The sequence below is a fragment of the Ruminococcus sp. AM43-6 genome (assembly GCF_003461785.1).
GTDB classification, from domain to species: domain Bacteria; phylum Bacillota; class Clostridia; order Oscillospirales; family Ruminococcaceae; genus Hominimerdicola; species Hominimerdicola aceti.
On sequence record NZ_QTXU01000012.1, the window covers coordinates 1 to 24,800 of the forward strand.

21 protein-coding genes and 4 tRNA genes are annotated in these 24,800 nt (G+C 41.5%); 1 reads left to right on the forward strand and 24 read right to left on the reverse strand.

Features of this window, described 5'->3' with window-relative positions; translation table 11 throughout:
* Positions 1-531 precede the first annotated feature (531 nt).
* Positions 532-846 (reverse strand): helix-turn-helix domain-containing protein, encoded by a 315-nt coding sequence (locus DW938_RS07895; RefSeq protein ID WP_118124428.1) that lies wholly within the window; start codon positions 844-846, stop codon positions 532-534.
* Positions 847-1,245: 399 nt separating this feature from the next.
* On the opposite strand from DW938_RS07895, the gene DW938_RS07905 reads away from it, so the two are divergent.
* Complete coding sequence (locus DW938_RS07905) at positions 1,246-2,364, forward strand: DUF6076 domain-containing protein (protein ID WP_118124430.1); 1,119 nt, start codon at positions 1,246-1,248, stop codon at positions 2,362-2,364.
* A gap of 239 nt (positions 2,365-2,603) precedes the next feature.
* On the opposite strand, the gene DW938_RS07910 is transcribed toward DW938_RS07905, so the two are convergent.
* The 23 genes from DW938_RS07910 to DW938_RS08020 all read right to left on the reverse strand — a co-directional run bounded on the left by DW938_RS07910 (position 2,604) and on the right by DW938_RS08020 (position 24,735).
* The gene (locus DW938_RS07910; protein WP_118124431.1) at positions 2,604-3,335 is read right to left on the reverse strand and encodes an HNH endonuclease; all 732 of its coding nucleotides are present in this window, start codon (positions 3,333-3,335) and stop codon (positions 2,604-2,606) included.
* A gap of 88 nt (positions 3,336-3,423) precedes the next feature.
* Positions 3,424-4,863 carry an ATP-binding protein gene (locus DW938_RS07915; protein ID WP_118124432.1) on the reverse strand — a complete coding sequence of 480 codons (1,440 nt, stop codon included), beginning with the start codon at positions 4,861-4,863 and terminating at the stop codon, positions 3,424-3,426.
* 27 nt (positions 4,864-4,890) lie between these two features.
* Complete coding sequence (locus DW938_RS07920; protein WP_118124433.1) at positions 4,891-5,964, reverse strand: HpaII family restriction endonuclease; 1,074 nt, start codon at positions 5,962-5,964, stop codon at positions 4,891-4,893.
* Between the two features lie 15 nt (positions 5,965-5,979).
* Positions 5,980-6,594, reverse strand: coding sequence for a hypothetical protein (locus DW938_RS07925; protein ID WP_117903920.1), 615 nt, complete (start codon positions 6,592-6,594; stop codon positions 5,980-5,982).
* A 23-nt stretch (positions 6,595-6,617) separates the two neighbouring features.
* On the reverse strand, positions 6,618-7,739 hold the full coding sequence (gene dcm / locus DW938_RS07930; RefSeq protein WP_117903922.1) for a DNA (cytosine-5-)-methyltransferase: 1,122 nt from the start codon (positions 7,737-7,739) through the stop codon (positions 6,618-6,620).
* Positions 7,740-7,745: 6 nt separating this feature from the next.
* The gene (gene dcm, locus DW938_RS07935; RefSeq protein ID WP_118124434.1) at positions 7,746-8,696 is read right to left on the reverse strand and encodes a DNA (cytosine-5-)-methyltransferase; all 951 of its coding nucleotides are present in this window, start codon (positions 8,694-8,696) and stop codon (positions 7,746-7,748) included.
* Positions 8,689-9,105: a very short patch repair endonuclease gene (locus tag DW938_RS07940; RefSeq protein ID WP_278278285.1), complete on the reverse strand. Its 417-nt coding sequence runs from the start codon at positions 9,103-9,105 to the stop codon at positions 8,689-8,691. Before DW938_RS07940 ends, dcm (DW938_RS07935) begins: the two co-directional genes overlap by 8 nt.
* A 339-nt stretch (positions 9,106-9,444) precedes the next feature.
* The gene (gene ppdK / locus DW938_RS07945) at positions 9,445-12,072 is read right to left on the reverse strand and encodes a pyruvate, phosphate dikinase (RefSeq protein WP_117857402.1); all 2,628 of its coding nucleotides are present in this window, start codon (positions 12,070-12,072) and stop codon (positions 9,445-9,447) included.
* Between the two features lie 590 nt (positions 12,073-12,662).
* Complete coding sequence (locus DW938_RS07950; protein WP_046442066.1) at positions 12,663-13,889, reverse strand: class I SAM-dependent rRNA methyltransferase; 1,227 nt, start codon at positions 13,887-13,889, stop codon at positions 12,663-12,665.
* A 256-nt stretch (positions 13,890-14,145) separates the two neighbouring features.
* The gene (locus DW938_RS07955) at positions 14,146-14,814 is read right to left on the reverse strand and encodes a M23 family metallopeptidase (RefSeq protein ID WP_118124469.1); all 669 of its coding nucleotides are present in this window, start codon (positions 14,812-14,814) and stop codon (positions 14,146-14,148) included.
* Positions 14,815-15,093: 279 nt separating this feature from the next.
* Complete coding sequence (locus DW938_RS07960) at positions 15,094-16,107, reverse strand: helix-turn-helix transcriptional regulator (protein WP_118124436.1); 1,014 nt, start codon at positions 16,105-16,107, stop codon at positions 15,094-15,096.
* A gap of 299 nt (positions 16,108-16,406) precedes the next feature.
* Positions 16,407-16,482, reverse strand: a tRNA-Gly gene (locus DW938_RS07965).
* Between the two features lie 3 nt (positions 16,483-16,485).
* Positions 16,486-16,561: transfer RNA gene (locus DW938_RS07970), tRNA-Phe, on the reverse strand.
* 7 nt (positions 16,562-16,568) lie between these two features.
* Positions 16,569-16,645 (reverse strand) — tRNA-Asp (locus DW938_RS07975).
* Positions 16,646-16,746: 101 nt separating this feature from the next.
* Positions 16,747-16,822, reverse strand: a tRNA-Val gene (locus DW938_RS07980).
* Positions 16,823-17,095: 273 nt separating this feature from the next.
* On the reverse strand, positions 17,096-18,118 hold the full coding sequence (locus DW938_RS07985) for a hypothetical protein (protein ID WP_118124437.1): 1,023 nt from the start codon (positions 18,116-18,118) through the stop codon (positions 17,096-17,098).
* 127 nt (positions 18,119-18,245) lie between these two features.
* Positions 18,246-19,499: a transglutaminase domain-containing protein gene (locus DW938_RS07990; protein ID WP_118124438.1), complete on the reverse strand. Its 1,254-nt coding sequence runs from the start codon at positions 19,497-19,499 to the stop codon at positions 18,246-18,248.
* A gap of 48 nt (positions 19,500-19,547) precedes the next feature.
* Complete coding sequence (locus tag DW938_RS07995; protein WP_117927671.1) at positions 19,548-20,900, reverse strand: hemolysin family protein; 1,353 nt, start codon at positions 20,898-20,900, stop codon at positions 19,548-19,550.
* A gap of 197 nt (positions 20,901-21,097) precedes the next feature.
* Positions 21,098-21,589 carry a hypothetical protein gene (locus tag DW938_RS08000; protein ID WP_022288084.1) on the reverse strand — a complete coding sequence of 164 codons (492 nt, stop codon included), beginning with the start codon at positions 21,587-21,589 and terminating at the stop codon, positions 21,098-21,100.
* A 16-nt stretch (positions 21,590-21,605) separates the two neighbouring features.
* Entirely contained in the window at positions 21,606-22,109 is a 504-nt protein-coding gene (gene coaD, locus DW938_RS08005; RefSeq protein ID WP_046441497.1) for a pantetheine-phosphate adenylyltransferase, read from the reverse strand.
* Positions 22,109-22,663, reverse strand: a complete 555-nt coding sequence (rsmD, locus tag DW938_RS08010) for a 16S rRNA (guanine(966)-N(2))-methyltransferase RsmD (RefSeq protein WP_038670722.1) — start codon at positions 22,661-22,663, stop codon at positions 22,109-22,111. Before rsmD ends, coaD begins: the two co-directional genes overlap by 1 nt.
* A 176-nt stretch (positions 22,664-22,839) precedes the next feature.
* Positions 22,840-23,775, reverse strand: a complete 936-nt coding sequence (locus tag DW938_RS08015; RefSeq protein ID WP_118124439.1) for an NPXTG-anchored protein — start codon at positions 23,773-23,775, stop codon at positions 22,840-22,842.
* 195 nt (positions 23,776-23,970) lie between these two features.
* The gene (locus DW938_RS08020; protein ID WP_118124440.1) at positions 23,971-24,735 is read right to left on the reverse strand and encodes an SDR family NAD(P)-dependent oxidoreductase; all 765 of its coding nucleotides are present in this window, start codon (positions 24,733-24,735) and stop codon (positions 23,971-23,973) included.
* Positions 24,736-24,800: the final 65 nt, after the last annotated feature.

The following is a 24,800-nucleotide window of genomic DNA, read 5'->3' on the forward strand; positions in this document are numbered from 1 at the left end:
CTGTGTGAAGACTGCGTATTTACGGCACATTTGCGGTCAGCTTTGCTGTCCGCTGTGAGGGTCATGGCGGCTTCAGACGCCATGACTTTAACCTGCAATGAAATATTTCACTTTCATCGTCATGCGGCAAATCGGAAATTTGTGCATAACCAACATATCCGGTTTCCGATGTGCTTTTTAACTGATTTCCGAACCTCTCGTTTTTCCCCTCGTAAACCGCTCACAAATCGCTTGTGTGAGCTTATACCGTTTACGGTGGTATGTTTACTCTAGTGTGAGCTAGGAGGGCACAAATCGCCGTTATGTTGCGATTAAATTAATTACACTTTTTTCTCTTTTGCACATCTCCTTTTTAATTTGCAAAAGAGAAAAGGCGGACTGTTAATCAGCAAATCAATCCGCCGATTCTATTCGTCATGCATCATCAATCAATCTTTGATAACTTCATATCATTCTTTCTTCTGCCATTATTAATATTAGTTAGTATTAATCCTTAAAGGTATAGCACAGTGACACAGAGGGTATCGCAATTCATGATCTGTAATCACGATATATCAGCTTGTAGGAATTTTCTATCTGCCTGCCGCTTGGCGCATAACGTTTCTGCACTCTTATGAGATCTTTCTTTACAAGCTGACTAAGTATGCGGTCGATGTTTCTCACGGACATATTACAGGTCTGGGCAATATCTCTGCGACTTACCGTCGCACACTTTTCATCGTAATCGTAGTCGCTGTAAAGTACAGTCATCACCATGAACTCCTGAGGTGTGATGTCATCGTATATTGCTGCCGGAAATGTCGGTTCAATATATCTTCTGTAGAATTTATTGTTGACGGTTTTCATATGCATCTTCCTTTCGTTTTTTCATTTTTATTTTTTTCTTCTGCCCCACAACAGTACAGTTCCTGTCAGAAAGCCTTGTTTGATTTAAGGACGTTTTTCCATGCTTGGTACGCTCCTGCTCCTCCTGCACGATCTTCGCTGGACTTCGCTGCTTGGTATCTCTCATGCGTGAGATTCAATTTTCAAGATACTATAGAAAATGTTATTCTTAAACCGAATATTTTCCATTGATGCATATATATAATAACACCTCGAAATATGTTTGTAAAGACTTTGGTCGCATTTTCTGTCGAATGATGTTACTTATCGGATTTTAGAAAATATTGATTTTCTAAAATACAGTTGACAAAACCTGAATGCGGATATATAATAAATAAAAAGGATTTATCGAGGTACGCTATGAAATACGAAGAATTTGATTTTGAAAATGCGGATAAATATTATGACATTCGCAAAAGCAATCGCAGTATTGCTTTCAGTGAACAAAAACTTGAAGTGAGCGTTAATACAGACGAGCTGCAGTTTAATATTAAGTTCACGATTGATGATCAGAGAAAGAGTGAATATGTAGAAGAGTTTTTGAAGTTTATAGAAATGCCTGTTGACGAACTTGAAAGTCACGCTTACTGCAAGATGACAGAGCCCAGTATATTTGACGAACAAGGTTCTGTTCAATATCATACATATCTGTATGACGTTCAGCGGCAGTTTCAAAAGTTATCAATGTTTTGCTTTGACAAGGATTTTTATCCCGATGAATTCAGTCAGTATACTGCGGCACAAAGACTGATGCTTTTCAATGAAATCTATCCTGAAAGACCGTTCCCACAAACGCTTACACAAAAATTTGCTTTTGAACATATCAAGAATAATTATTTAGATACGCTGTCAAAACATACAGTAGCTATGGCAAGAAGAATCGGTGAACAAGTTTATGCAAAATACAGTTCCGAGGAAGTAAGCGATGCAATGGTACTGGCGAAGGAGCATGGAGACAATTCTGTAATAATGAAAATCACAAATGAATTTGCAAGTCCGTTTGAAAAAGATTACGGTCTTGATGCATTAACATCGCTGTTACCCGATGTCGTAGGACGAGGTGTTGAGGTTGTCTATCTTTGCAGTACAGTAGAGGATTTGTTAATGCTCGCCTTCAAGGAAATGCTGGTGGCAAATGCTAAAATCAAACGATGCGGTTACTGCGGAAAATATTTTATTATCAAAGGCAATTACAACACACAGTATTGTAACAGAATTCCCGACGGAGAAACGTTCAATTGTCAGACGCTTGCGTCACGAAAAAAATACCTTGAGAAAACTCACAGTAATGATGCTGTTAAGCTTTACTCAAGGTATTACAAAAGGTTTTATGCAAGAAGCAAAACCGGAAGTATGAAACCGGCTGCTTTTAAAAAGTGGAAATATCAAGCTATGCTGAAACGTGACGAGTGCATTGATGGTCAGATTACTTTTGAAGAGTTTAAAATATGGTTGGATAACAGTTTTGAGGGGAAGTGATGAACAGTTTCATTACAAGAAAACTAATATTATAATCCGAATTAGTCAAATCTCAATTATACGGATTTAAAAACAGGGACTGTTACAGCTGCAGCAGTCCCTTGTAGTTACATATACAAACCTCTCCTATTAATTTAAATATGCTATCATTGAAACTTCATATTAGATGCAGTTGACAGACAAGCACTCAGTTTTTTATTGACAAAAGTAGCTTTGGCTTATAAAACCTTGTTTTATGGCTACCTTATAAAAATTACATCTCTATGATATTCAAGATTATGTAACAATTCAGATGAAGCCAATAAATTCACCTTAGTATCATTTGAAATATGCAGTCGTGACCTATTTGAATAATCGACATAATGAGAAATAATCATAGTACCATCATCTTTAAACGAAATAAATCCACTATCAAAAAGACGGTCAAACGTTGCACTCAATAGAAATCCGTTTTCACAGCTCAAACGTTCTTGATTGTTACTGACTGACCACGGTTTAATATGACTTGCAACGAGCACTCTCTTAAGGTTAATTCCTGTTACAATACACGAAGAAGAATACTTTTTCAAAAGGTTGTCACGAAATTGACCCTGTCCAATTCTTGAATGTATCAATGAATCACGTTCGGTAACAGACAAACGGTTATCCTTTTCTATGCTGTCTATAATTGATTTATAGCTGATTTCTCTGTCATCAATTGTTGCAACAAAACCTCTAAATTGCTTTAAAGCGTTGCTATACATATTATTTCCACGAGTATTTTTCTCGATAAAATATTTATTGTTCAGAATTATCGGTATAACTGTATCAAGTTCTGCAAGATTCATTTCAATCAATTCTTTTGTTATAACATTTTCTGATTGCATATCCTTGGAAATGTTTCCGACTGCAAGCATGTATTTGTATATTGAAGCATCGGATAACTTTGTCGTTTGCTTCATCCAATTGGAAAAATCACTTTGCTTATACAAAAAAACACCTTCTTAGTTTATGTTTTTATAGTGAATCTACCAATTAATTTGAGTTATATAAAATGCATTTACCTAAAAATCACAATAATCATTCTTCGAATAATGACAATTGTTCATACTCCAATTGCTCTCGTTCTATATACTCATCTACATTAGCTCCTTGAACTAATTGCCAAGCTGACTTACTTCCTTTTCGATTTGGTATCATTTCTAACATTTGGGCATCTCTCAATTTCCAGAAAACCCGTTTCATAACGTTTTCAGATTCAATTCCTGTTATTTCTCTGCCAATTTTATTGGTGATTTCACTATGACTTTTCATGTAATTCATAATTGTTTCTTCTGGCGAAGAAAGCTTTTCGTGTTTTATTATTACAATAACAGATGTTTCGGTTTCAATGATTTCCGGCTGCTTTAGTCTTAATTCCTTCATTGCTTTAAAAGCCGTATTAAGACCTTCTCCAACATCTTTGTTTGGCGGATTAGGAAATTTGTTTATGAGTCTTACAATTTTTGGATTTCTTGCAAATTGCTCAAACAATATATTCTTTAATGTGATATGACCTGCTAACTTTCCAGGACTTTCCACTTCGACTCTGTTATCATATATTCTGACTTGAATATCTTTGGCAATGCTGTAATCTCTGTGAAGAACAGCATTGGTTATGATTTCGTGAATAGTAGTTTCAGGATATGATATATCACTAAAAGTAGTATCAAACTTCTTTATTGATTCGATAATTGATTTAACTTTTTGTACCGAAGCGTATATTTGATCATATGCACTTCCTTCAATTGTTATTGGATTGCCGTCAAGTGTATCTCTGCTACCTGTTTTAGTTGTTTTATATCTAAATATTTTTATGGCTGAACGTTTTGGTAACACGATTTGTGGTTCGTCGGTAAATAACATAACACCAGCTATGTTTAAATTAGAATCTATACATAATTTTTGTGTTCTTAACCAAGTGTATTTTTCTATATTAGGAATAACAGCATGATAAAATATGTCATATATCTTTGAACCTATAGCATCTTGGATATCCGATTCTGGGACTGTCTCATTTTCATAAGGAAATATTCCCTTATCAATTTCCAATCGTTTAATTTTATCAGGGTCATTTATTTTAATGTTTTGTGCACCTTTTCTTATATAGATTGTACTATCCGAGGATTTTACTATTGAATTTGTCTTAAATACTGTTATCTGCATAAGATAATGATTGTTTTTGATATGCAGATATGTTATGTCATAATTTGCGTTTAATCCCTCAAGTGACTCCATAACTTGTATATATTTATTAGTTTCTTCTATACTAATAAATCCACCGAAATAACGTTCCTTGGTATGAGTGTTTTCGTTTATTCCAACATAAATATCTCCTCCGCTTGCATTCGCAAATGCGGATATAGTTTGAGATAATTTTGAGGGGTCTATCATTTCTGATTTAACATCACAATATTGACTTTCTTCTATGTTTAATAGTTTATATTGACTATCAGAATTGATTTCAATCGAATTGAACATTTTAATACCTCCCAAGAATCATATTATCTATTTCAAAAATCTAATCTGCACATTTAGCTTTAAATACTGTTCTCCGTCCTTCTCATAAATCGTACCGAATCCATGTTTGCTTTTGCTCGGCGTATCAAATCTAGTATTGGCGTAAAGATAATTTTTAAAGGCATTATGATTGTAAATGTGGTAACATACAACATCTCCGTCTTCTTTAACAATGATATATCCTCCTGTAGCCTCATAATCTCCAGTCCACAGGGTATTTGGTACCATTCCGAGTGCTATATTTGTGAGTAATTCTTTTACTTTGTGACGCAGAAAGACCTTGTTGTCAAGCGTGTGAACAACATTAGATCCAGCCACAATGTCGGTTAACTCGGAAACTGAACTTGTTTGTCCTTCAAAGTAAACTTTCATCATTTCCGCAAAAACTTTCGGCATTTCCGGCATAACCATTTTCAGATTGAAGTTAAGAATTTCGTTTTCGGTATTGAAAAATTCAACACTGCCACCCAGTGATTTAAGATAATCAAACTTATCCTTAAAATACTTGTATCCATGGAAAATAGATTTTTCCTCTTCGGTCATCATATGTCCATTCAATTTAAATATAAAGTTTGTAGCTCCCGAAGCATTAAACAAGGTTGACGGACTTCCAAGCTGTGATTTAATGCTGAAGCCAAAAGTATCGTCTCTGCCACACATAATGTCATGTACCATAAGCACAATATCCGCTTTATCCTGTGATTTGGCTTTCAAAGTTTTGCACTTTATTGATTCCGCAAAACTCCATACCTCGGGTAATTCAAATGCCCCTTTGGCTTTCTTTTGACCCTTTAATCCATTTAGCAGAATATCCGTCTGTTCAATGAATTTTTCAATAGGAACAGAACAAATGACTTTGCCATTTTCAGCGTTAACAATCTTTACTTCAGATTCACGACAATATTCAAGTTTGTCGCTTTTCTGTGCACGTATTACTTTCAGAACATCATAATATATTTCGGGTATCTTATTTGTATTTGCATCTGCAGCATATAACTTTCCGTCCGCAAGCAGTTTAAACAAAGTGTAAAGTTCGCTCCATTCGCCGATATTTCCTGTCATCCGTTGTCACCTCCATTATTTCACAAGATTTCCAGTGATGATATCTACTTTCCCAGGATTGATATATTTGTTTTTCTTCATATTATCAACAAATTCATCAAATTCAACATCATCGGCGGCAATTACCTCATTGATTCCCAAAAGTTCCCCTTTTTTAAGCTTTTGTTTCAAAGATGCTGTTTCATCCGACTTTAACATAATCAAGTAATTTTTGGCATTTCTGTGTACATATTTCAGTGCTATAGCCTCCAAGTCGGCTTGTTTATATCTTTCTCTTAAACTTGTTTTCAAACTTATTGCAATAGGATATTGTTCTTCTGTAAAACATATCACATCAAAATCGACATTTGGAACAAAAGTAACCTTTGCTTGCAAAAACATTGGTGTAATCTTTTCTCTAAACAGACAAGTTTCGATAATTAATTCAAATACCTTTCCGTTCATGGCATTATTCTGCTTTTGAGTCGAAGCGTATGACTCATATTTCGCCCAACAATATTTAACATACTTTGATGGGCTTGCTGCCGATATTGTTGTAAAATCATCAGAAATATGTTCAGTAAATATGACACTTGATTTAGATTTTGCTTTTACTATATGATATTCTCGTAATTTGTTTTTGGTTGCCATAAAACTTATCTCCCTTATTGAATTTATTCCAGCTGTTTCAAACACTTCTTCATAAACTTAGCCATTTCCTCGACAGCCGGAATTGTAACAGCATTGCCAAACTGCTTGTATTTTGGACCGTCGGCAAGTTTCTCGGGGAAACTGAACTTATCTTCTCCCGTTTTTTTGTCAATGAAAGCGTAATTCACAAAGCCTTGCAACTTTCCCCATTCTCTCGGTGTCATAGCTCTGATACCTTTGTCATTGAGTGGAGTCTGCTTTGAAGTAACAACCTTACCTGCAACACCTTCTTTGGGGTCAATAACGAGATTTCGTTCTTTACCAGAGCCGCCTGTCGCAAGAATAGCATTGGAAACAGGGTGTTCAATCTCGGGAAGGTTTACGATTTTATATCCGAAGCCGTTTCCCTTGCTTTCGTGTCTTGCCTTATGACGTTCAAGTGTTTCCACATAACCCGAAGACAGAAAATACTTGTCATCGGCATCCATTTCCAGTAAGTTGCGAAGGTCTTCATATATAGGCTTTTTTCTGCAAATCGGAAGTTCGTTTGGAAGATTATCAACGGCATCTCCATAATAATCTCTGCTGAATCCCATTATGTAAACTCTAGGTCTGTTTTGTGGAACTCCGAAATTTCTTGAGTTCCTAACAAAATTTTTTGGAACATATACAAGCTTTCCTGTCTGCTCGTCCTTAACCACTCCGATAACTTTATAATTCAAACCGTTTACGAGAACATCAATAATCGTTGCAAATGTCTGTCCTTTTTGATGAGTTATGAGGTTATCCACATTCTCAAGCATAAAAGCTTTTGGGTTGGAACGCTTTATTATTTCGGCAATATCAAAGAAAAGAGTTCCTCTTGTCTTATCAAGGAAACCTTCCTGCTTACCGGCACGGCTGAATGCTTGGCAAGGAAATCCTGCGAGGAGCACATCATAAGACGTGTTGACAACCTTTTGCTTGAATTCTTCGGTTGTAATATCATGCATAGGATTTTCGCCATACAGATGCTCGTATGTAAGGCAAGCATTCTTATCTATCTCAGCAGACAATACATTTTTAAAACATCCTGCCAGTTCGAAACCTCTGCGAATACCTCCGATACCGGCACATAAATCTATTGTTTTGTATTTTCTGCTCATTTTAAATTACTCCTTTAATGCTTTGTAAATATGGTCGACAATCCTTTTTACAACGGGAACACATACCGTATTTCCGCACTGCTTATATGCTTGCTCTATCGGAACACCCGAAAACTTAAAATCATCCGAGAAACCTTGTAATGCCAAACATTCATATGGTGTCAACTTTCTTATTCCGTAGTCATCTCTGATAATCGGAACTCTGTCATGATATGTCCCCATATTTGCTTTGAGCGTGGGTGATATATCATATTTCTTTTTGGCCACACCGCTGTCATCAATGCGGTATATTCCTGTTTTATCAATAATTCGGCTATTTAGCAAAGTGTAATACTTGCTGTCCAAACTATAGTAATAAATATCATTATGCTTAATTGAACGGTTGATAATACTATCTATGCTTTTGGTTAATTCTATTTCTTTGGGGAATGAAAACCTATCAAGCATTTCAAGATTGAGAAAAGCAACTATAAATGTTCGTCTGCGTTCCTGCGGAATGTTTCCATGCGTGCAGGCATTTTCTACATCATATTTGACTTCATATCCGAGTTCGGCAAGCGTATTGAAAATCGTTATAAACGTCCGACCATTGTCATGGTAAATCAAGTTACGAACATTTTCAAGGAAAATCACTTTCGGTTTTATTGCATCAGCAACACGTGCAATTTCAAAGAACAGATTACCTCTTGGGTCTTTAAAACCACGCTGATATCCCATAAGGGAAAAACTTTGGCAGGGGAACCCCGCAACCAAAACATCAGCTTTAGGAATTCTTTCTGCACTGATCTGTGAAATATCGGCACAGACAATATCGGTATCGGCAAAGTTGTTTAGGTATGTGACGCAGGCAAACTTATCAATATCATTCGCCCAAATTATTTCAAATCCTACCTGCTTAAAGGCAAGGTCTATCCCACCGATACCCGAAAACAAGCTTACTACCGTAGGTTTACCCATTATTTCTTACCGCTTTTTCCACAATATCCGCACACTCGGTCAAGTTCTTTTTTATATCTTTGCCCCAAAATCGCAAGACCGTCCAGCCGTCCAACTCAAGTTTTGCTGTCACCTCACGGTCACGTTCAATATTCCTCTCAATCTTTGAAATCCAGAACTCTTGATTTGATTTGAAATCGTGCTTGCGTTCTTCCCAATTATATCCGTGCCAAAATTCGCTGTCGCAAAACACAGCTACTTTCTTGCAAATAAAAGCAATGTCGGGTTTACCATAAACCGATTTGACATTCTTACGGTAACGCAATCCTCTCGACCACAGTTCTTTCATCAGCATAACTTCTATTTTCGAGCCTTTACTTTTTACTTGTTTCATATTGTAGCTGATTTGCTCGGGTGTTTTCTTGCCCACAAACATCACCGCTTTTATGATATATATTTATATTATACAACCAAAAATACCGCAAGTCAACTCAAAAATCCGCTCAAACGGCAAATTTAAAGGATTTAAAGGTCTTATTGAAAATGATAGGACTTATACAATTGATGATTGTTTTTGCTTATATCACAACACAAAACCTCCGCAGTTAAACTACGGAGGTTTTATCAGCATATTTATACATTCACCCAAACCTTAATGGTCAAATCTTCCCATTGGTTTCGTCTGAGATACGATCCCTGTGCTTTTCGGTAGTGCTGAGTTTCCTCAAAGCCAAAGGTGTACTCATATAAGGGCAGTTGTAAATTTCGCTTATTTCTGTGCAATAGCAGCCTGTGCAGCAGCAAGTCTAGCAATTGGAACTCTGAATGGTGAGCAAGATACATAGTCAAGACCGATCTTGTTGCAGAACTCAACAGATGTTGGGTCGCCGCCGTGCTCACCGCAGATACCGCAGTGGAGCTTTGGATTAACTGGCTTACCAAGTTCAAGAGCCATTTCCATAAGCTTGCCTACGCCGTTCTGGTCGAGCTTAGCAAATGGATCGTTCTCGTAGATCTTTGCATCATAGTAAGCATTGAGGAACTTACCAGCGTCATCTCTTGAGAAACCGAATGTCATCTGTGTAAGGTCGTTTGTACCGAAGCAGAAGAAGTCAGCTTCCTTAGCGATCTCGTCAGCTGTAAGAGCAGCTCTTGGGATCTCGATCATTGTACCAACCTCGTACTCAAGGTCAGAACCAGCAGCCTTGATCTCAGCGTCAGCAGTCTCAACAACGAACTTCTTAACATACTTAAGTTCCTTGATATCATTTACCAGTGGGATCATGATCTCAGGCTTAACTGTCCAGTCTGGGTGATTCTTCTTAACGTTGATTGCAGCCTTGATAACAGCCTTTGTCTGCATCTTAGCGATCTCAGGATATGTTACTGCAAGACGGCAGCCACGGTGACCCATCATTGGGTTGAACTCGTGGAGTGAAGCGATGATAGCCTTGATAGTCTCAACAGGCTTGTTCTGTGCCTTAGCAAGAGCCTCGATATCAGCCTCTTCTGTTGGTACGAACTCGTGAAGTGGTGGGTCAAGGAATCTGATAGTAACAGGGTTACCCTCAAGTGCCTCATAAAGAGCCTCGAAGTCAGCCTGCTGCATTGGCTCGATCTTAGCAAGAGCAGCTTCTCTCTCTTCAACTGTGTCTGAGCAGATCATCTCTCTGAATGCAGCGATTCTCTCAGGATCAAAGAACATGTGCTCTGTACGGCAAAGACCGATACCCTCAGCACCCAGCTCTCTTGCCTTCTTAGCGTCAGCAGGAGTATCTGCGTTTGTTCTAACCTTCATTGTTCTGAACTTGTCAGCCCAGCCCATGATTCTGCCGAACTCGCCGGCGATCGTAGCGTCAACAGTTGGAATGATACCATCATAGATGTTACCTGTTGAACCGTCGATTGAAATATAGTCACCCTCGTGGAACTCCTTGCCTGCGAGTGTGAACTTCTTGTTAGCCTCGTCCATAACGATATCTGAGCAGCCAGATACGCAGCATGTACCCATACCACGAGCAACAACGGCAGCGTGTGATGTCATACCGCCTCTAACTGTAAGGATACCCTGTGAAGCCTTCATACCTGTGATGTCCTCAGGTGATGTCTCAAGTCTTACGAGAACGACCTTCTCGCCTCTCTCGTTCCAAGCCTCAGCGTCATCAGCTGTGAATACGATCTTACCACAAGCAGCTCCAGGAGAAGCGCCAAGACCCTTGCCCATAGGAGTAGCAGCCTTGAGTGCCTTTGCGTCAAACTGTGGGTGAAGAAGTGTATCGAGGTTTCTTGGGTCGATCATTGCAACAGCCTCTTCCTCAGTTCTCATGCCCTCATCAACGAGGTCACAAGCGATCTTAAGAGCAGCCTGTGCAGTTCTCTTACCATTTCTTGTCTGAAGCATATAAAGCTTACCGTGCTCAACAGTGAACTCCATATCCTGCATATCTCTGTAGTGATCTTCAAGTGTCTTACAAACCTTGTTGAACTCAGCGAATGCCTCTGGGAACTTCTGCTCCATTTCAGAGATGTGCATTGGTGTACGAACACCGGCAACAACGTCCTCGCCCTGTGCGTTTGTAAGGAACTCACCGAACAGACCCTTAGCACCTGTAGCTGGGTCTCTTGTGAATGCAACACCTGTACCGCAGTCGTCACCCATGTTACCGAATGCCATGGACTGAACGTTTACTGCTGTACCCCATGAATAAGGGATATCGTTATCTCTTCTGTATACGTTAGCTCTTGGGTTATCCCATGAACGGAATACAGCCTTGATAGCGCCCATGAGCTGCTCCTTAGGATCAGTTGGGAAGTCAGAACCGATCTTAGACTTGTACTCAGCCTTGAACTGGTTAGCCAGTTCCTTAAGATCCTCAGCGTTCAGCTCAACGTCCTGCTTAACGCCCTTCTTAGCCTTCATCTCGTCGATAAGCTCTTCAAAATACTTCTTACCAACTTCCATAACTACGTCAGAATACATCTGAATGAATCTTCTGTAGCAGTCCCAAGCCCATCTTGGGTTACCAGACTGAGCAGCGATAGTCTCAACAACTTCTTCGTTAAGACCGAGGTTAAGGATTGTATCCATCATACCAGGCATTGATGCTCTAGCACCTGAACGTACAGAAACGAGGAGTGGGTTCTCCTTGTCACCGAACTTCTTGCCTGTGATCTCTTCCATCTTTACAATGTACTCGTTGATCTCTGCCATGATTTCAGGATTGATCTCACGGTTGTCCTCATAATACTGAGTACAAGCTTCCGTTGTGATCGTAAAGCCCTGAGGAACAGGGAGACCGATATTTGTCATCTCAGCAAGGTTAGCACCCTTACCGCCGAGAAGCTCTCTCATGTTGGCATTACCCTCAGAGAAAAGATAACAATACTTCTTTGCCATTGGTTTTTTACCTCCAAAAATTTTTTGAATTCCGAAGCGTGCGGACACAATTATCCCGTCGCCCACGGTTACATATATATTATAACAGATTTAAAGCCAAATTACCATAGGTTTTTCTCACTTTTATACATAAAATCTTATACAATATTTGCTCACTTTTTATGTGCAATATGACAGTTTTTAAATATCAACACATAAAAAAGCCCTGCTGAAAAACAACAGGGCTGAAATGTCTATTTTGTCGGTGGAAGCAGCTGCCTCTGCAGAAAATACCTACTTATGTCCGATACCGCAGACAAACGGCAATATATCATAAGCCGTACATTTATAATGCGCTGAACGGGGTGCGCCACGCTTATTTCTAAGCCACCTATATCATACCATATCCGCAAGCATTTGTCAACAGCAAAATGTAAAATAAAAAGCCCTGCTGAAAAAAGCAGGGCTGAAATGTCTATTTTGTCGGCTGGAAGCAGCCGCATTACTGCGGAAAAATAAGCTACTTATGTCCGAACTCAGCAGACTCGCTGAAATATATCAGGTTTATTAAACAACTATATTATAGCATATCCGCAAGCATTTGTCAACACCTACACCACCTGAAAAAGATAAAATTTCAGATAATCTGTTTCAGGCACATTGAGAAGTATCGGGTGATCAGGGGCTTGCTGTCTTGCTTCAATAAGCTTGAGCTGAACGCCTGCGTCCTTTGCAGCACTCATTACCATTTTCACAAACAGCCTGTTCTCCATAAAATGCGAACATGAGCAGGTCGCAAGATATCCGCCCCTTGGCAGAAGTCTCATTGCCCTGTAGTTTATCTCCTTGTATCCCCTCTCAGCGCTTCCAACTGTCTTTCTGCTCTTTGTGAAAGCAGGCGGGTCAAGGATTATCATGTCATAATCAGCCTTTTCCTCAAGAAGCTTCGGGAGCAGGTCGAAAACGTCCGCGCAAAGAAAATCCATTCTGTCCGTCAAACCGTTTCTCTCAGCATTCTCCCTGGCCGTATCAACAGCGAACTGTGAAACGTCCACCGCCGTAACGTGTCTTGCACCGCCCATTGCCGCATTGAGTGCGAACGAACCTGTATGGGTAAAGCAGTCAAGGACCTTCTTGCCCTTTGCTATCTTCGACACCGCAAGGCGGTTATATTTCTGGTCAAGGAAAAATCCAGTTTTCTGACCGTTCTCAACATCGACCTCATAGCGTATGCCATTTTCCGTTATCTCAGTGATATTTGACGGTGGCTCAGGGAGAAATTCAGCCCTATACCAGCCCTTGTACTGCTCCAAGCCCTCCAGCTTTCTGATAGCGACATCGTTACGCTCCATTATGCCCGAAACTTTAACTCCGTCCTTTTCAAGCTCTTCAACAAGAAGCCTGAATATCATATCCTTTATCATATCCATGCCGTAGGAAAGCACCTGCGAAACAAGTATATCTCCATACTTGTCGATAGTAAGCCCCGGCATGCCGTCAGCCTCACCAAAAATAAGCCTGCAAGCCGAAAAATCATCGCCCATAACAGTTTTTCTGTAATCTATAGCATAGCGGATACGTCTGCGGAAAAAGTTTTCCGAGAAATTTTCATTTGCGTTGTCAGATAAGATCCTTATCCTTATCTTGCTGTTAAGGCTGAGAAAACCAGTTCCAAGATAAGAGCCTTTTTCAGAGAAAACATCGCAAAGCTCGCCGTTTTTCAAGCCCTCAGGCTCGTTTCTCAATTCGTCACAATACACCCATGGGTGACCGTTTTTCAGGGACATTTCCCCTTTTTTCGATATAGTGAACGCAGGATAGATTCTTTTGCTTTTCATTATTATACCTCACAATAATTTATACATTATCCACACAATATAAAACAGACCGTAGGGGACGACGCCCTCGGCGTCCCACCACTCTATGTTCTGTGTAAAAACATCAGCAATATTGCCTTAAAGTATAATTATAGCACAATTCTCTCTATTCTGCAATACATATGTATCGCCGCACCCGAAAATTTTCAGATGCGGCGTTATATGGGGGATTATAACATCAGCACTTTGTATTACAAAGCACCAAAATGAAGAAAGCTTATTTGTCAGCAGGGTCAATAAACTCGATAGGGTCTATCCACTGACCGTTCTTTTTCAAGCCAAAGTGCAAATGAGAAAGCTCTGCCGCTTCCGCCTGAGCAGTGTCGCCCACAGCACCTATGACCTCCCCTGCATTCACCTCGTCGCCCTCCTTGACGGACATTTCCTTTGACAGATTGTAGTAATGTCCTACAATGCCGTTTCCATGGTCGATAGTCATGCAGTTGCCCCACAGAGGGTCGTCCCATATCTTTGTAACAGTGCCCTTGTTCATCGCCTTGACAGGCCCGCCAAGGTCAGCTTTGATATCAACGCCATCATGGGTTTTCCAGTAGCCGAGAGTTTCCGACTTAACAAGCTCGCCATTAGAAAACGGCTCTAATATCTCACCGTTCACAGGCATAACATTTGGCTGCGTCTGAATGTCAACATCCGGCTTGGAGCTTTCGTCCTTTTTAACGTCCGTTTTCTTGTTATCAGCCTGCTTTGGCGCAGTGCTGTCAACGCTCGAAATAGTCAGATTGTCGGTGATATCCTCCATAGCCTTGTTATATGCAGCTATACCCGCACCGCCAAGAGCCAACAGGCACGCCGCAAGTGTAATGTAAACACCCTTCGCTCCCAGAGCCTTGCCTGCGTGTGAATTTCTGATACTGAATTTTTTCATACACACAAAACCTTTCTCCGATATGATTTCCGCAGCCACTGTTGCGCCCACGGCAGTCTTATGCTATCGGCGGCATAAGTCCTCTGGCATTATTTTTGACATATACGGGTAAAATATTCACAGCAAAATAAAAATACCGCACCCAAGCTTTCACCCAAGTGCAGTATTTCCTATTTCCGATCACATTTATGTAGGGGACGGCGCCCTCGACGTCCCAATATCTCTGTATAGTTGCAATTATCCCTATCCGTTTTGTATCTTTCTTTTATCTCCTCAGCACTACCTATCCTGCGACCTCTTTCTCGCAAACTTAAACACTGCCCCTGCAATAGCAAGCACCGCTGCAACGCCTATCAGACAAATACAGACTATAACATCATAGCGATTGTTATCAGCACCTTTCAGTGAAATTATGTCAGACAGTTCCATGCCGTTCCACGCATTGCTCAGCACAGTCATCACCGCTACCCAAACCGCAGATGCCGCAAAGCAAAGCGCCCCCTTGAAAAAGCCATTCACTTTTAGATACCTTATGATAAGGAACACTGCCCACACCAATGCCACGCAAGCTACCGTAGCGACCATGCCGTCACGAAGGTCTGCCACGTCACCATTTTTCAGAGTACCATAAATAACGCAAGCAAAGGTCAGCACAGAATCCGCTGCCATGCAAATAAACCCCTTGCAGTTTCCTGCATACTTTTCAAACACATCACTCCTCAGTACGAAAGGCAGAAACACGACAGCTTCCCCCAGAAGAGTTCCAAGAACCGCCATAACAAACCAATCCCCGTGTGAATAAACGCAGCCTGCGGCATAAAGAAGCATAAGCGAAACTGTTGAAGCCCCAAGCGTCCACAATGCCCTATTCTCCCTAACAAGCACAGGCACATTTATAATAGAAAACGTCAGCATAAGCGACGTGATAAGCACCATAAACCAGCCAATGCCCCCATGTGCCACATTATAAATAAAGCTCGGTATTATCGCTCCAAGATAGCAAAGTCCTGTTATGATAGTATACCCACGAACGAAGCGTTTATAGCTTTTCACCATAAGGTCGGCTTCCCTCTGCTGACGATCCTCGCTTGCAGTGCAAAGCTCATGCTCAGAAATGTGCAAGACCTCGCATATGCCTGATATCATGGTTATGTCAGGATAAGATATACCACGTTCCCACTTTGACACAGCCGACTCTGTAACATAAAGCGCCTTTGCAAGCTCTTTCTGTGATAAGCCAAGTTCTTTCCTTTTTGTCTGAATAAATTTCCCCAGTGTAGATTTATCTTCCATTTTCATCGTCACCTTTCAGCATAATTCAGAGTGCGCTCTCTATGGTCAACATTATAGCCCACGGCTTTGAAAAAGTCAACAAAATCGAGCTGGACTGTCAGTCAAGCCGCCTATTTACGCACTTTGCAGCACCTCCGCCAACACGCAGACATAAAAAATCGCCCTGCTAAAAAGCAAGGCGTTACTGGAGCGGGTCAGAGGGGTCGCACCTCCATCTCCTTTCAGGAAGAAAAGTATTCTGGTAATTGAAATAAACCCGCAAAAAATATGAAGTCCTTACTCATCGTAAGGACTTTTTTTGGAGCGGATTACGAGGCTCGAACTCGCTACCTCCACCTTGGCAAGGTGGCGCTCTACCAGATGAGCTAAATCCGCATTTGGTGCTTCCGGACGGAATCGAACCATCGACACGAGGATTTTCAGTCCTCTGCTCTACCGACTGAGCTACAGAAGCAAAACAATGGCGACCGGAATGGGGCTCGAACCCACGACCTCTAGCGTGACAGGCTAGCGTTCTAACCAGCTGAACTACCCGGCCATTGAAAAAAATAACTTCAAACTTTTCGAGTTCAGCTCTCCGAGAATGAAGAATAATTATTATCGTTGACAGGCAAATCTCTTTACCTGTCACGAAATAATTGGTGGGAACAACAGGGCTCGAACCTGTGACCCTCTGCTTGTAAGGCAGATGCTCTCCCAGCTGAGCTATGCTCCCTTTTAGCTGGTTTGTTGTTTTCAGGACTTTGTTTTGTTGTGTCCCTCACAACAGTATCTATTATACACTATCCCACCCTGTTTGTCAACACTTTTTTTGATATTTTTTATGTTTTGTATCATTTTACAATGCTAGTCCGATATTTTTAAAAACTTATGTGCATTTGCAACATCAAAACCGCATTTTTTGCCTTGAAATGGGCTTTTTTCATCAGGCTTCCCCTCAAAAAAATCCGCCGAGCCACACGCCCGACGGATAAATTTTTTTCAAGAATTATTTTTTATCAAGCTGTTTTTTGAGCTTTTCCTGCTCCTGCTCCATAAGCTTCATAAGTTCCTCCAAGGAAGCTGACGCTGTCTTTGTCTGCTGTGCAGGCTTTGCCGCAGGTTTTGCCTTTGGCACAGGTTTTTTCTCAGGCTCAGGGGCTACAGTACCCTCAGTTGAAGCCGCCTCGTCAAGAAGCTGTGAAGCTCTCTCGTAGTAAGAACGGTCTATCTCAGCACGCTCTTCCTTTTCCGCAGGTCTTTCAAATATAGTTTCCTCTACCTCTTCTACTTCCTCGATAACTTCCTCCGTTTCAGCCTTCTCTTCGCCCTCAGGCTCAGCCTTGTGGTGAGAAGCTATCTCGTCGTCAACGTGCTTGCGATGTTTTGCGATCTGCTCGCCCTCGTTCTCGCCGCCGAACAGGAAATCGTCAAGAGTAACGCTCTCTGCAGGTTCTTCCTCGTCATCGTCCTCTTCCTCATCATCTGAAGAATGAGTAGCGATAGCAATTATAAGCTCGATAACAACGAGCAGGAATATAGGAACAACAGCGCACACTATCATGCCGAATGTTGACGACATGAACGTAAGCACCTTGCCTGCTGTCATGTAATATGTAGAAGCTACGCCCACAACGTTCTTTGAGCTTATCTCATAAAGCTTTGCAGGGTCTTTTTCCTGATAAACAGTGTAAACAACGCCGTTGTTATCGTCAGTTGAAGTGATGTCATAAAGCCAGAACACGCTTGTTCCAATATCAGGCACGTTCTCGCACACAACCGCCTCGCCTATCTTGTCAGTGCTAGGGGTCATGTTCGATGTGATAACAAGTGCGCCGTCAGGAACTCTGTCACCCATGCCGTCACCATTCATTATGTACAGGCTGTAGCCTGCAATGCTCGGTGTAACGTTCTTGTTTTTGAAAACACGTCCCACTCCCACAACTATAAGCATTTCCAGAATAATAAAAACAATAAAGAATATCAGCACGTTCTTGCCTGCTGATGACTTCTGCTTAGTAGCACTGCTCATACTAAAAATAACATTCCTTTCCGAGATATATCCAAAATATCATATTTTATCGCATTAATACATTCATTATATCACAAAGCGCCGCAAATTTCAACACATTTGAGCATATTTTTTGCTTTTGAGAAAATTATTCATTTTTGTAAAGTATTATTGTGATAGTATACAGTTCATCATTTTTTATCACTGCATATTTCGAGGTAGACCAATCTCCCCCAGCCTGACTGTACGCACGCCTCAGCACGTCAAAGATAACACCGCTATTCTCATCAAAGAGAGTATCCACAGCCTTGTCATACATTTCACTGTCAGCACATTTTAGTCTTGCATATCCACTGTCAGTCATTGCTTCCGCCACAGAACGGCACATCATCTGAACGACATCATCACCGCTTTGAGCATACAGACCGTTTCTTCTGTAATAATTTGCCCCCGTGGAAAATGCCTCAGGATAGTTCAAAAACTTGTTGTCGTCCGCTGTATGGTCTTTTGCACACTCGGCGTCAGTGATGCCAAAATAGTCATAGCGGATATAGTCCTCCCCTGCGTCTGTCACAGGATCGTCCCAAGTGAGGTCAACATTCGTCCATTCACCGTCTATCATGACCTTGTTCCACAAATGTGGCTGAACAGCTCCGCCGTCATAGGCTTTGCCTGCCACAGGTATGCACTTTATACCTGCCTTAGTGCAAAGTATCTGCATAGCCTTTGCATACCCCTCGCACACAGCCTTACCCTCTACAAGACAGCCATATGCAGAATAGCAATTTTTTGCTGTATCGTCATAGTTACACTCAAGAATTATGCTGTCGTGGAAATACAGCACCTTGTCATAATCCGACCAGCCCTGCTCAATGCCTGCAAGTATCTCCCCGACCTTTTTATCCAGCTTTTCTTTCTCAGCCTGCGCTTCCTCAGCGGTCTTGTCATATGTGACCTCCACAGATGTCACATATCCATCTCCGTCAATGCAGATAGTATACTGTGAACCTATATAATCGATATAAGGACACGCCGAGGTAAGCATGGAGATAAATGCGCCGATATCGTCCTTGCTTATAACTCCCTCAGCCAGCTCCACAGAGCTTTCAAATTCGCTCAGCCCTTTGTAAAGCTGTGAAAACACGCGTTTTTCGTCAGCACAAAGAAAATCGGCGATATACTCTGCCGTGTCAGGTATCTCAAGTGCCGTAAAACTCTCATTTCTGCTGTCAAGCCCTGTTTCAGTATGTCTTTCCGAACTGGCTTCAACATACGCATGAGTGTTCACAAAAGTATTTTTTGAACGGTTTTTATTTTTCTCTCCCGTTCCGCCTAAGCTGCACCCAGATGTGCAGATAAGCACTGCCGCTGTGAGTGCGGCGACCATTTTCTTTTTTTTCAATTTTTGTCCTCGATTTTTACACAAAATTCTGTCTGTATCTTTCAGCCCTTAGTCAGTGACCTCTTCATTATCTCTTTTTATCACTGCCCTGAGCCGTTCTATTTTCTTTTCATGTATCGACAGCACTTTGAACTCCACGTTTTCCCAATGCACTGTCACCTTTTCGTTATCCTCAGGCACATGACCCAGCAGGTCCATAACGAATCCGCCTATAGTGTCATAATCCACCTCGCCGTGATACTCCTTGCCAAGAGCCTCCATAACGTCGTCAAACGCTGCTGTGCCTACCATATCATAGCAGTCAGAAGATACCTTCTGTATCTCCTCTGTTTCATCATCATATTCGTCCTGAATACTACCCACGATAGTTTCAAGCAGATCCTCCATAGTAATGATACCGGCTGTTCCGCCGTAATCGTCCACCACAACTGCTATCTGTGTCTTATCTTCAGTGAACTCTTTGAAAAGCTCACCACACTTGTTGCTTTCAGGCACAAAGGTTATATCTCTCATAAACTCCTTTACAGGACGTTCTTTTTTATCCTCTTCAAAAACCAGCCTGAGCAAGTCCTTTGCGAATATAACACCACTTATGTTGTCGGCATTGTCGCAGTAAACAGGTATTCTCGAAAAGCCCTCGCCTATAACAAGCTTCACAGCCTCCGAAAGCGTGGAATTTTCTTCTATGGCAACCATTTCTGTGCGGTGTGTCATAACTTCACGAACTTCAATATCGTCAAAATCAAAAATGTTGCTTATCATTTCCGCCTGACTTTCCTCGATACCGCCCGTTTCGTTTACAGCGTCCACCATCATGAGTATCTCTTGCTCAGTGACAGAGTCTGCCTTGTTTGTGGACTTAATGCCGAACAGCCTTAAAATTCCTGCCGAAACCGCTCCGCTCACAGCAGCCAATGGGCTGAATACCGCAAGAAACACTTTGTATACGCCGCAGTTGTTTAAAATAAACTTCTCGCCCACCTTGCCTGAAATGCAAAGCTTTTTCGGTATGCCTATGCCAAAAGTGCATATAACAAGGGCAAGCAGACAGCTTATTATAACAAATGAACATATGCCGCTAACATAATACGGTGCCTGATAGTTAAAAAGCGTATAAAGCCCGTCAGAAATCGGCTCGTAGAAGAATATGACTCCCACCACCGAAACTACGATTATCATAATAGAACGTGCAATGAGGTTTGTTGCAACTACCCTGCCCGTTCTTTTCAGCAAAGCCGCAAGTTTTATAGCTTTCGGGTCTTTGTCCTCCTCAGCCATTTTCTTTAGCTTAGCGTCATTGAACTCCACAGCCGCATTTTCGCACAAGGTAAGAAAAGCCATAAGCAATATTACCGCCGCACAAACACCTATTCCCGTCCACAGTCGCCCGACATCGTCCATAAAAAAAATACCGTCCCTTTCACATAGGCGAAAAAGCTCGCCTTTTAATCATATACTATTTATTATAGGCAACATATGCTTCTTTGTCAATAGATATTGTCACAATTTTTCACATTCTGCCTGAATTTCATATGGGCAATTTTAGTTATGAAAAAAGCAGACAAGCCGCAAAGCCCATCTGCTTACATCAAACAATATTATTTCTCTGCCGCACCTATCTTGGAAACTGCGTCCCTAGTAGTGTTTACGTCCTTAAGACTCTTTGTAAGCACCTCAGCCGCCTCAGAAAGCGACTTGTTAAGATTTTCAGAAAGTGCCTCACGGATAGCCTTGTCCTTAGCCTTAGCCTGCTCAACGATATCAGCCGCCTGCTTGTTAGCCTCTGCAGCTATCTGCTTTGCATAGTCAGCCGCCTGCTTGATGATCTCCTCCTGAGCCACAAGCTTCTTAGCCTCGTCCTTAGCCTTCTTTACGATCTCCTCGGCTTCCTTGTTGGCCTCAGTAAGGATATTTTTCTTATCTCTTGTCATATCCTTTGCACGCTTTATCTCACCTGGAAGGTTAAGTCTTATGCTGTCGATGTATTCACGCATCTGCTCAACATCGATCATTTTTTTCTGTGAAAACGGTACGCTTGAAGACTTGTCAAGCAGTTCGTCCATAAGTTCAAGTATTTCCTCTACCGTCATTTTAAACACCCTTTCATTACTGATCTATATTATTGGCAGGCTTATAGAGCCTGTCAGTGATCTTGCTCTGTATCTGTTTCGGCACGAAGCCTGTGATATCTCCGCCGAAGCTTGCGATCTCCTTTACAACGCTTGACGAAAGGAACATATTTTCTCCCGTAGTGGTGAGAAACACCGTTTCAGCGTCATTGTAAAGCTTTTTATTTGCAAGAGCCATCTGAAACTCATACTCAAAGTCAGACACAGCCCTAAGGCCCTTTACGATAGCATTAGCTCCTGTTTTTTGCAGATAATCCGCCAGCAGACCGTTATAACAATCCACCACCACATTATCAAGGTGCTTCGTGGCTTCAATTATCATTTCCATTCTTTCTGTAGGTGTGAAAGCAGCCCTTGATTTATTAGCATTAAAGGACACCAGTACTATCACCTTATCGAAAAGCTTTGAAGCTCTGTCGATTATATCCAGATGACCCAGCGTAACAGGGTCAAAGCTTCCCGGGCAAACAGCGATACGCATCAATAGTCCACTTCTTTCATTGGTATCTTATAGACCGTCAAAGCGGTCTTACCGTATTTATATCTCTTATGAAGCTTAAGTCTGCCGTAGCTTTCTCCAAGCTCAAGCTCCTTTTCATGCTCGCACACAATGATAGCACCATCATTGAGCTTGCTCTCCACAAGCTCCAAAGCCTTTTCAACTATGCCCATTCTGTAAGGTGGGTCGATAAAAACTATATCAAGCCCGGCTTTGGCAACTTTAAGATATTCCAGACTATCCATGCAAAGCACACGGGATTCCTTATTGAAACCGCATGAATCCACATTATCCTTGACGATAGCCACAGCCTCAGGATTGCTGTCCACGAAAACGCAGTGACTAGCCCCACGGCTGAGAGCCTCTATACCCATTTGACCGCTGCCTGCAAAAAGGTCAAGCACAGAACTTGCTGGTACATCAAACTGAATAATGGAAAAAACAGCCTCTTTTACCATATCTGTAGTTGGTCTTGTATCCAACGACTCCAAAGTTTTAAGCTTTTTTCCTCTGCATGAACCTGTAATAACTCTCATAAAAAATAACTCCAAAATAAAAGTATACAATCATTATACTATATTAATTACCATTTGTCTAGACTATTCGCCGATATTTTTTTATTTTTTATACCACACACAAAAAGGGACTTCACAGTGGAAGTCCCTTTAGTTATTTTAATTACGTACTCTAAGAAACAAGTCCTCAGTTAAGATTACTTTCTCTTAGAAACTACGATAGCTGCACCTGCGAGAGCGATACCTGCAAGAGCGATACCTGCTGTTGCGCCTGTAGCTGCTGTTTTGTCAGAAGCTGCATTTGAAGATGTAGCAGTTGTTGTGCCTGTTGTACCAGTCTTTGAAGAAGTTGTTGCGGCTGTGCTGTTAGCCTTTGAATCAGTCTTGCTGTCAGACTTAGAATCTGTCTTGGAATCATCCTTTTTGCTGTTTGAATCTGTGCCAGAAGTAGCAGGAGCAACAGGAACAGCGTTAGCAGCCCATATCCAGCCCTCGTTTGTTGAGCCGTCATCGAACTTCTGAGCCTCAGCGTTTACAGTACCTGACTGAGCGATAGAAATTGTGTAAGAGCCGTCGCCGTTGATAGCAGTATCCTGGCAGTCAACGTTTGTGTCGAATCCACCTGCGCCACCTGCGATACCTACGCACTTGTTAGGGAAGTAAGCTGGCTGTGCAACCTTATCCTTTTCTTTGTCATCTGGATTTCTGAAATCCCAAGTGCCGTCAGCTTGGAAAGATACACCAGCATTGCCTGTTGTGTCACCAAGACCTTCAATTGTGAAGTCAATAGTGATGTACTCACCAGCGCCTGCTACAGTGTAGTCAGTGATCTCTGATGTGAACTTGCTGTTCCACTTGTTGATGATCTGGAAGCAGAGCTTGTCTGAATCAGACTTGCCAGGAGCAGCACTTACGTTAAACTCCTGTGAACCGATCTTTACCTTAAGATCCTTACAAGTAACGACCTGACCATTTACAAGAGCCTCATCGTTATCGTTGTACTCACATGGGATATCTGTAGCGATGAACAGATAGTTGTAAGCTGTTGAATCAGCAGCGAAAGCTGTTACTGCCATAGCTGTTGCAGCTATAGCTGCTGCAGCCATGCCTGCGAAAATCTTTGTAAGTTTCATTTCTAAAACTTCCTTTCTTAAATAACTTTACTTACATTGTACTTTATTTTCCGAAAAAATTCAATCGGCCGATTTACCAAATATGATAACGTTTTCTTATGCAATCATAACAATTTATACTATTGATTTTTAGAAGTATAGCCCAATTTTCGCATTTTACAAAACTTTTTTATCTTATGTAAAAATACTAAACCGTCATTTATCAAGCTTTTTCTTCTGCACCTTTCCAGTCACTTTCAGCACGATACCTCTAGGAGCAAATTTAGCCCCTGCATAAAGCGCCTTTATAGACCTCTCAGGGATAATGATGAGCTTTCTGCCGAACATTCCCTCAAGAGCCTTTTTTGCACAAAACTGTGGTGTTATGGAGCTTACGCCGAACTTGCAGTTTGCAACGTCATTGAACTCCGTATCCACAGGACCCGGGCATACCGCACAAACGTGTACCCTGCTGTTTCTCGCCCTCAACTCCTCATATATTGCGCTGGTAAGGCTCACAACATAAGCCTTTGAAGCATAGTATGTTGCCATCATAGGGCCACCATACATAAGCCCTGCCGAGGAAGCTATATTCATTATATAACCCCTGTCAGCGGCAACAAAGTCTTTCAAAAACAGCTTTGTAAGCATATGCACCGCTGTAATGTTGGTGTCTATCATTTTAAGCTCAGTGTCCAGAGGAAGCTCATCAAAGCTGCCCACTGCTCCAAAGCCTGCACAGTTAACAAGCACCGATATTTTCTCGCTCTTTGTTTCCTCATAAAGCCGCAGACATTCTTCCCTGCCGGAAACGTCGCAAACTATCACCCTTGTGTTGTCACCAAGCTCCTCCGCAAGTTCTCTTAGCCTTTCCTCACGTCTTGCGCTGAGTATCACACGAAAGCCCCTTGCAGACAGATCTCTCGCTATCTCTCTGCCAATTCCCGAGCTTGCGCCTGTTACCAAAGCCGTCTTAGCCATTTATATCATCCTCCGCCCTTTTCAGGGATATTATTTGATTTTTGTCATATCAGTATATCACATTA